The sequence below is a fragment of the Micromonospora foliorum genome (genome assembly GCF_022229015.1).
Classification (GTDB): domain Bacteria; phylum Actinomycetota; class Actinomycetes; order Mycobacteriales; family Micromonosporaceae; genus Micromonospora; species Micromonospora foliorum.
Genome location: NZ_JAKKFF010000465.1, coordinates 1 through 6,695 on the forward strand (window position 1 = coordinate 1; position 6,695 = coordinate 6,695).

The 6,695-nt window shown below is 71.7% G+C and carries 7 protein-coding genes; 5 read left to right on the forward strand and 2 right to left on the reverse strand.

The window, feature by feature from the left end; translation table 11 throughout:
* Window positions 1-8 precede the first annotated feature (8 nt).
* Window positions 9-857, reverse strand: coding sequence for a YybH family protein (locus PSH25_RS27920; RefSeq protein ID WP_238661871.1), 849 nt, complete (start codon window positions 855-857; stop codon window positions 9-11).
* Window positions 858-916: 59 nt separating this feature from the next.
* On the reverse strand, window positions 917-1,906 hold the full coding sequence (locus PSH25_RS27925) for a sigma-70 family RNA polymerase sigma factor (RefSeq protein ID WP_238661872.1): 990 nt from the start codon (window positions 1,904-1,906) through the stop codon (window positions 917-919).
* 115 nt (window positions 1,907-2,021) lie between these two features.
* Here PSH25_RS27925 and PSH25_RS27930 point away from each other — a divergent pair, with 115 nt between their 5' ends.
* From PSH25_RS27930 to PSH25_RS27950, 5 genes are all read left to right on the forward strand, one after another.
* A complete protein-coding gene (locus tag PSH25_RS27930; RefSeq protein WP_238661873.1) occupies window positions 2,022-3,170 on the forward strand; it encodes an FUSC family protein in 1,149 nt (382 codons plus the stop codon).
* A 91-nt stretch (window positions 3,171-3,261) separates the two neighbouring features.
* Window positions 3,262-3,786, forward strand: a complete 525-nt coding sequence (locus PSH25_RS27935) for a hypothetical protein (protein WP_238661874.1) — start codon at window positions 3,262-3,264, stop codon at window positions 3,784-3,786.
* Between the two features lie 70 nt (window positions 3,787-3,856).
* Window positions 3,857-4,699, forward strand: a complete 843-nt coding sequence (locus tag PSH25_RS27940) for a DUF4097 family beta strand repeat-containing protein (RefSeq protein WP_238661875.1) — start codon at window positions 3,857-3,859, stop codon at window positions 4,697-4,699.
* A 67-nt stretch (window positions 4,700-4,766) separates the two neighbouring features.
* Window positions 4,767-5,744, forward strand: coding sequence for an ATP-binding cassette domain-containing protein (locus tag PSH25_RS27945; RefSeq protein WP_238661876.1), 978 nt, complete (start codon window positions 4,767-4,769; stop codon window positions 5,742-5,744).
* Entirely contained in the window at window positions 5,741-6,529 is a 789-nt protein-coding gene (locus PSH25_RS27950; RefSeq protein WP_238661877.1) for an ABC transporter permease, read from the forward strand. Before PSH25_RS27945 ends, PSH25_RS27950 begins: the two co-directional genes overlap by 4 nt.
* Window positions 6,530-6,695 lie beyond the last annotated feature (166 nt).

The window sequence follows — 6,695 nt, forward strand, 5'->3', positions numbered from 1 at the left end:
GGCCGGACTCAGTGCGCCGGGGTGGGGGTCAGGTCGGTCCTCGCCCGGCCGGTGTCCGGGTCGAAGGGGAACGACACGTGCTGGTGGATCATCTCCCAGCCCTGCCCGGCACGCTGGAAGACCCGGGTGCCCCGGGACCAGCTCACCACCGTGGTGCCGTCCGGGTGTTGCGCGGTCATCCGGTTGAGGCCCCACGTGACGGCCAGGTCGTCGCGGACGACGACCGCCAGCTTCGGAACGGTCCAGGTGACGGTCCCGGTGCTGCTGTCGAGGCCGCTGGCGCAGACCTCGCGGACCCGCTCGCGGCCGACGTACTCCAGCGGCCGTTCGTGCTCGTACGAGACGACGGTCTCGGCCACCGGTTCCATGATCCCGTCGAGGTCCTTGGCCTCGGTCGCCGCGAACCAGCGTTGGTGCAGCGCGCGCACCTCGCGCTCGGAGGTCTCACGGTCCTCCGCGCCGCCGTCGTCGGCGAACGAGTGGTGTTCGTGTGTCACCACCCACGAGCCGTCCTCCTTGCGCAGGCCGAGGGTCAGCCGCAGCCGGAGATCGGGGCGTCCGGCGAGGTCGTCGGGGGTGCCACAGCGCAGCAGCGCGGTGGCGTAGGCGACCGTGTCGCCCGCGGTGACGTCGAGGCTGGTCAGCTCGAAGGCGGCGCCCGACGCCTGCCAGCGGAAAAAGCCGGGCCAGGTCCGCGCGTACGCCTCGATGCCCCGGACCCCCTGGTGCGGTGGCGGAACGTCGTACATGACGATGTCCGCGGCGTGCTGGGCGAGGACGCCGGGCAGGTCACCGGCGTGCACCGCCCGCGCCCACTCTTCGATCAGCTCGCGGATCTGGGTCTCGTCGTCGGCCATGGTGCTCCCTCGTCGGTCGGGGTTGCTCTCACCACTACAACCCGCGCGGACCGACGAACTCATCGCCGTGTGCCGACCGAGTCTCCCAGGTTCCGGTCGGACCCCTGGTCCAGCTGGCTCGTCAGACCGCAGATGCGCAGGGTCTCCGGGGTCAGGAAGGACACCACCTCGGCGATCCGGGCACCCCGGAGCGCGACCACGTCCAGTGCCGCCGCCGTGAAGACCGACGCCTGCGGGCTCCACAGGTACGTCCCGAAGGCCAGTTGCCCGTTCGCGTACGTGGGGACGAACCGCCACCGCACCGCCAGGGGGCCGTCCAGCAGGAACTGCCGGATCGCGTCGTGACCCTCGTACCACTGCGGTAGCGGTGGCATCGAGTACCGGGCGTCGTCGGTGAGCATCGCCAGGATGGCGTCCACGTCGCCGCGCTCCCACGCGGTCACGTACCGTCGTGCCAGCTCGCGTACCTTCTCCTCGCCGAGGCCGCTCAGCTCCACCTGCTGGCTGTCGGTCGGGCGCAGCGCGCCCAGCACGCGGCGGGCCCGTTGCAGGGCGCTGTTGACCGCCGGCGTGGACGTGCCCAGCAGCTCGGCGACCTGGGCGGCGGGGTAACCGAGCACGTCGCGCAGCAGCAGCACGGCCCGCTGCCGGCCGGGCAGGCGTTGCAGCGACGCGACGAACGCCAACTCCAGGTGCTCACTGTCGACAAGTCGCTGCGCCGGGTCCCGCTGGTCGACGGTCGATGACCGCCGGTCCGGGTACGGCCCGAGCCACGCCGTCTCGGCCAGGGCGGCCGCGCCCGGGGTCAGGTCGGTCGGCAGTTCCCGCCGGCGGGCACGACGCTCGATCATGGTGAGGCACCGGTTCGTGGCGATCGTGTAGAGCCAGGCGCGTTCGGCGCCGCGATCCTCGTACCGGTGTCGGCCCTGCCAGGCCCGGGTGAAGGTCTCCTGCACGGCGTCCTCGGCGTCGTGGAACGAGCCGAGCATCCGATAGCAGTGCGCTATCAGCTCGGCGCGGTGTTCATCGATCAGCCGAGCGATCGTCACGGTGCTGGAGCCTACCGTCGGCGCACTCGACGCCGGGTCGTCGCCGAGCCGGCCGGGGTGTCGAGCCCACTGCGGTCGGGAGGATTGATCCGGTCGTGGCGGGGTAGGTGCCGCCATGGTCGCTGCCGGTCGGCGCGGAGCGGACGCGGGCCCCTCGACCGTTGCCCGGTGGTCGGACCGAGTGGTGGCCGCGTTGCGCGACCGGGTCCGTCGGGTACGGACCATCGGCGGCCTCGCCCTGCAGGCCGGCCTGGCCGCGGCGCTGTCCTGGCTCGTGGCGCACTCGCTGTTGCACGTGTCGCAGCCGGTCTTCGCGCCGATCTCCGCCGTCTCGACGCTCGCCGCGTCCGTCGGCCAGCGGTTGCGTCGCACCGTCGAGCTGATCATCGGCGTCACCGTCGGGGTGCTGATCGGCGACCTGCTGCTCCTGGTGATCGGCACCGGGTGGTGGCAGCTCGCCCTGATCGTCGTGCTGGCGATCGTCGTCGCTCTCTTCCTGGCCGGCAGCGCGGCGGTGGTCATCCAGGCCGGGGCGACGGCGGTGCTCATCGCCACGCTCAGTCCGGCCGTCCGGGATCTGGAGATCCCCCGGTTCGTGGACGCGCTCGTCGGGGGAGGGGTGGCGCTGCTGGTCACCGCCGTGTTGCTGCCGCTGAACCCGCTGCGGGTGCTCAACCGGGCCGCGCGGCCGGCCTTGGACCTCCTCGTGACCCAGCTCGACGCCACCGCCGAGGCGCTGACCGAGCGGGACGCCGCTCGGGCCCGTACCGCCCGGGGTGAGCTGCGACAGAGCGCGGGCCGGTTGAAGGCGTTCGTCGAGGCGACCCAGGGCGCCCGGGAGGCGAGCACCCTCTCGCCCGTGTACTGGCACCAACGGCACGGGCCGGTGGGCCGCTACGCGCAGGCCGCGGAGCCGATCGACCGGGCGACGCGCAACAGCGGCACCCTGATCCGACGGTCGGTGACGCTCATCGAGGACGGCGAGCCGGTGCCGGAGTCGTTGCCGACGGCGGTGGCCGAACTCGCCGAGGCCGTCCGCCTGCTCAAGCGACAGTTCGCTGCCGGTGCCGAGCCGAATCGGGCGCGGGAGCAGGCGCTGCGGGCGGTCCGGACGGCCGGGCACGCCTATCGGGACGGCGTTGGCTTCTCCGGCGCGGTGGTGGTGGCCCAGGTCCGGACGACCGTCAGTGACCTCCTGGTCGCCTCCGGGCTGAGCCAGGAGGACGCGAATCACCTGGTCCGGAGGGTTTTCGGAGACCTCTGAGAGCTCGGCGATCCGCAGCGGAGCCAGGTGACGGCACCTACCTGAGCCATGGTTGTTGCACTCTGAGCCAAAGTGGTGCCATGATGGTGCCATGGAGCTGAGGTCATACGTCGAGAACCTGCGTAACGAGTTCGCCGTGGCCGCGGAGGGCGTGGACCCGGAGGCCCGGGCGCTGGCCGAACGACTCTTCGCGCAGTTGGAGGCGGCCACCCGTCTCACGCTGCTGGAGGCGCTGTCCGACGCGGCCGACGAGATCACCCGTGACCTCGCACCGGGTTCGGTGCACGTGCGGTTGCGCGGGCGCGAGCCCGACTTCGTGGTGATGCCGGCCAGCCCGCCTGTCGAGGTGGTGAGCCAGGCCAGCGGCCCGCCGCCGCTCGCGGTGCCCGTGTCCGCGCCCGACGGCGACGAGGGCGGCACCTCGCGGATCAACCTGCGGCTCCCCGACCACCTGAAGGCCAGCGTCGAGGACGCCGCTGGGCGCGCCGGGCTCTCGGTCAATGCCTGGCTGGTACGCGCCGTCGCCGGTGCCCTCGGCGCGGGCGAGACGGAGCGTCGTCCACCCCGCCGGGTGGAGCCGACCTCCGGGCAGCACTTCACCGGCTGGGCCCGTTAACTCCCCGTACCCCTTCCACCACGTCGCTGACCAGCGGCGACCTCCGCCGACCACCTTTCGGGAGACCACCATGCCTGTTTTCGAGACGCCAGAGCCGATCTCCGTCCAGATCGAGCTGCCGATCGGCGATGCCTGGATCGCCGCGAGCGACCGTACCGACACGGTGGTGACGGTGCGGCCCCGCGACCCGTCGAGCAAGGCCGACGTGAGCGCCGCCGACCAGACCACCGTCGAGTTCGCCGCCGGGCGACTGGTGATCCGGGTGCCGAAGAGTTGGCGCCGCTACGGGTTCGGCCCCGGGCCGTCGGTCGACGTCCTGATCGAGGTGCCGACGGGTTCGCGGGTGTACGCCGAGGCGTCGTGGGCGGCGTTCCGTTGCGAGGGGCGGCTCGGTGAGTGTCGGATCAAGACCGGCAGCGGCATCCGGCTCGACGAGACCGGGCCGCTGGAGATCGACAGCAGTCACGGCGAGGTCGCGGTCGAGCGGGTCCTGGGCTCCGCCCGGGTGAAGGCCTCGTCCGGCAAGGTGCGCATCGGCGCGGTCGACGGCACCGCCGAGATCAAGAATTCGTCCGGCGACTGCTGGATCGGCCGCAGCGGTGGCGACGTGCGGATCAACACGGCCTACGGCGACATCACCGTGGACGCGTCGCTGGCCTCGGTGACGGCGCGCACCGCCTACGGCAACCTCCGGCTTGGTGAGGTCGCCCGCGGAGCGATCGACGTGCAGACCTCCTACGGCGCGATCGAGGTCGGCATCCGTCGCGGGACCGCCGCCTGGCTCGACGTCAGCTCCAAGCACGGCCGCGTGCACAACGCCCTGGAGTCGACCGACAGCCCGGCACAGACCGACGAGACGGTCGAGGTCCGGGCGAACACCTCCTACGGCGACATCATGATCCGCCGCGCCTGACTGATCACCCCGCCTGACCGGGCACCGCGCCTGACCGAGCACCGCGCCGACCACAAATGAGGAGACCATGACCAGCTCCATGAACCCCGCGATCGTCGCCACCGACCTGCGCAAGTCCTACGGCGACAAGGTCGTGCTGGACGGCATCGACCTGATGATCACCGAGGGCACGATCTTCGCGTTGCTCGGTCCCAACGGCGCCGGCAAGACCACCACCGTGCAGATCCTCTCCACGCTGATCAACGCCGACGGCGGTAACGCCCGCGTCTTCGGTCACGACCTGACCCGGGAGCCCGACGCGGTACGCGCGCTGATCGGTGTCACCGGCCAGTTCTCCGCCGTCGACAACCTGCTCACCGGTCGGGAGAACCTGACCCTGATGGCCGACCTGTGTCACCTGGACCGGGCCGCCGGTCGGCAACGGATCGCCGACCTGCTCGACCAGTTCGACCTGACCGAGGCGGCGGGCAAGCCGGTGTCGACGTACTCCGGCGGCATGCGCCGGCGGCTCGACCTCGCGATGACCCTGGTCGGCGAGCCCCGCGTCATCTTCCTCGACGAGCCGACCACCGGCCTCGACCCGCGCAGCCGCCGGGCCATGTGGCACATCATCCGCGCACTCGCCGCCGAGGGCGTGACCATCCTGCTCACCACGCAGTACCTGGAGGAGGCCGACCAACTCGCCGACCGGGTGGCGTTCCTCGACCACGGTCGACTGATCGCCGAGGGCACGCCCCGCGAGCTCAAGCGGCTCATCCCGGGCGGCCACGTCGTGTTGCAGTTCGCCGACCAGGAGGGGCTCGACTCGGCGGCCCGGACCTTCGCGGCCGGCACCCGGGACGACGCGGCGCTCACCCTCCAGGTGCCGAGTGACGGCGGGGTCGGGTCGCTGCGATCCCTGCTCGACCAGCTCGACCACGCCTCGATCAGCGTGGCGGGCCTCTCCGTGCACACCCCCGACCTCGACGACGTCTTCCTCACCCTCACCGGTCAGCCCGACGCCCGGGCCAGCCGACCCGACCACGAAAGGGCTCCCGCGCGATGAGCACCCTCTCCCTCGCCGTCCGCGACTCGAGCACCATGCTGCGGCGCAACCTGCTGCACATGCGGCGGTACCCGTCGATGACGTTCCTGCTCATCGGCATCCCGATCATCATCCTGCTGCTCTTCGTCTACGTCTTCGGCGGCACGCTCGGCGCCGGACTCGGCCCGTCCGGCGACCGCTCCCAGTACGCCAACTACGTCACCCCCGGCATCCTGCTCATCACGGTGGTCAGCGCCGCGCAGGGCACCGCCATCTCGGTCGCGATGGACATGACCGAGGGGATCATCGCCCGGTTCCGGACGATGTCGATCTTCCGACCGTCGGTCCTGACGGGCCACGTACTGGGCAGCCTGGTGCAGACCATGCTCAGCCTCGTGGCCGTCACCGTCGTGGCGCTGCTGGTCGGGTTCCGGCCCACGGCCAACGCGGTGGAGTGGCTGGCCGCGGTCGGTGTCCTTGCCATGATCACTTTTGCGCTCACCTGGCTGTCCGTCGCTCTCGGCCTGGTCAGTGACAGCGTCGAGACGGCCAGCAACCTGCCCATGCCGCTGATCCTCCTGCCGTTCCTCGGCAGCGGGTTCGTCCCCACCGACTCCATGCCGGCCGCCGTGCGCTGGTTCGCGGACTACCAGCCCTTCACGCCCGTCATGGAGACCCTCCGCGGCCTGCTCCTGGGCACCGGGATCGGCGCCAACGGGATCATCGCGGTCGTCTGGTGCGCCGTCATCAGCGTGGGCTGCTTCTTCTGGGCCAAGGCCCTGTACAACCGCAACCGGACGGCCTGATCCCACAGGCGCTCGGTCTCGCCGTCGCAACAACGAGCCGGCGGCTCGGCCCAGAGGGTCGGGCCGCCGGCTCGTGGCGTCGCCCGACCGGCGGGCCGCTGACGCGAGCGCGTGGTCGGGCTGAGAGCCGGCGGCGCGGGTCCCTCGGGCTGCGAACCGGCAGCGC

Bases quoted from the DNA above. Each gene is read 5' to 3' on its own strand.
- PSH25_RS27945 (WP_238661876.1), top strand. From the start codon at position 4,767: ATGACCAGCTCCATGAACCCCGCGATCGTCGCCACCGACCTGCGCAAG.
- PSH25_RS27940 (WP_238661875.1), top strand. From the start codon at position 3,857: ATGCCTGTTTTCGAGACGCCAGAGCCGATCTCCGTCCAGATCGAGCTG.
- PSH25_RS27935 (WP_238661874.1), top strand. From the start codon at position 3,262: ATGGAGCTGAGGTCATACGTCGAGAACCTGCGTAACGAGTTCGCCGTG.
- PSH25_RS27930 (WP_238661873.1), top strand. From the start codon at position 2,022: ATGGTCGCTGCCGGTCGGCGCGGAGCGGACGCGGGCCCCTCGACCGTT.
- PSH25_RS27920 (WP_238661871.1), bottom strand. From the start codon at position 857: ATGGCCGACGACGAGACCCAGATCCGCGAGCTGATCGAAGAGTGGGCG.
- PSH25_RS27950 (WP_238661877.1), top strand. From the start codon at position 5,741: ATGAGCACCCTCTCCCTCGCCGTCCGCGACTCGAGCACCATGCTGCGG.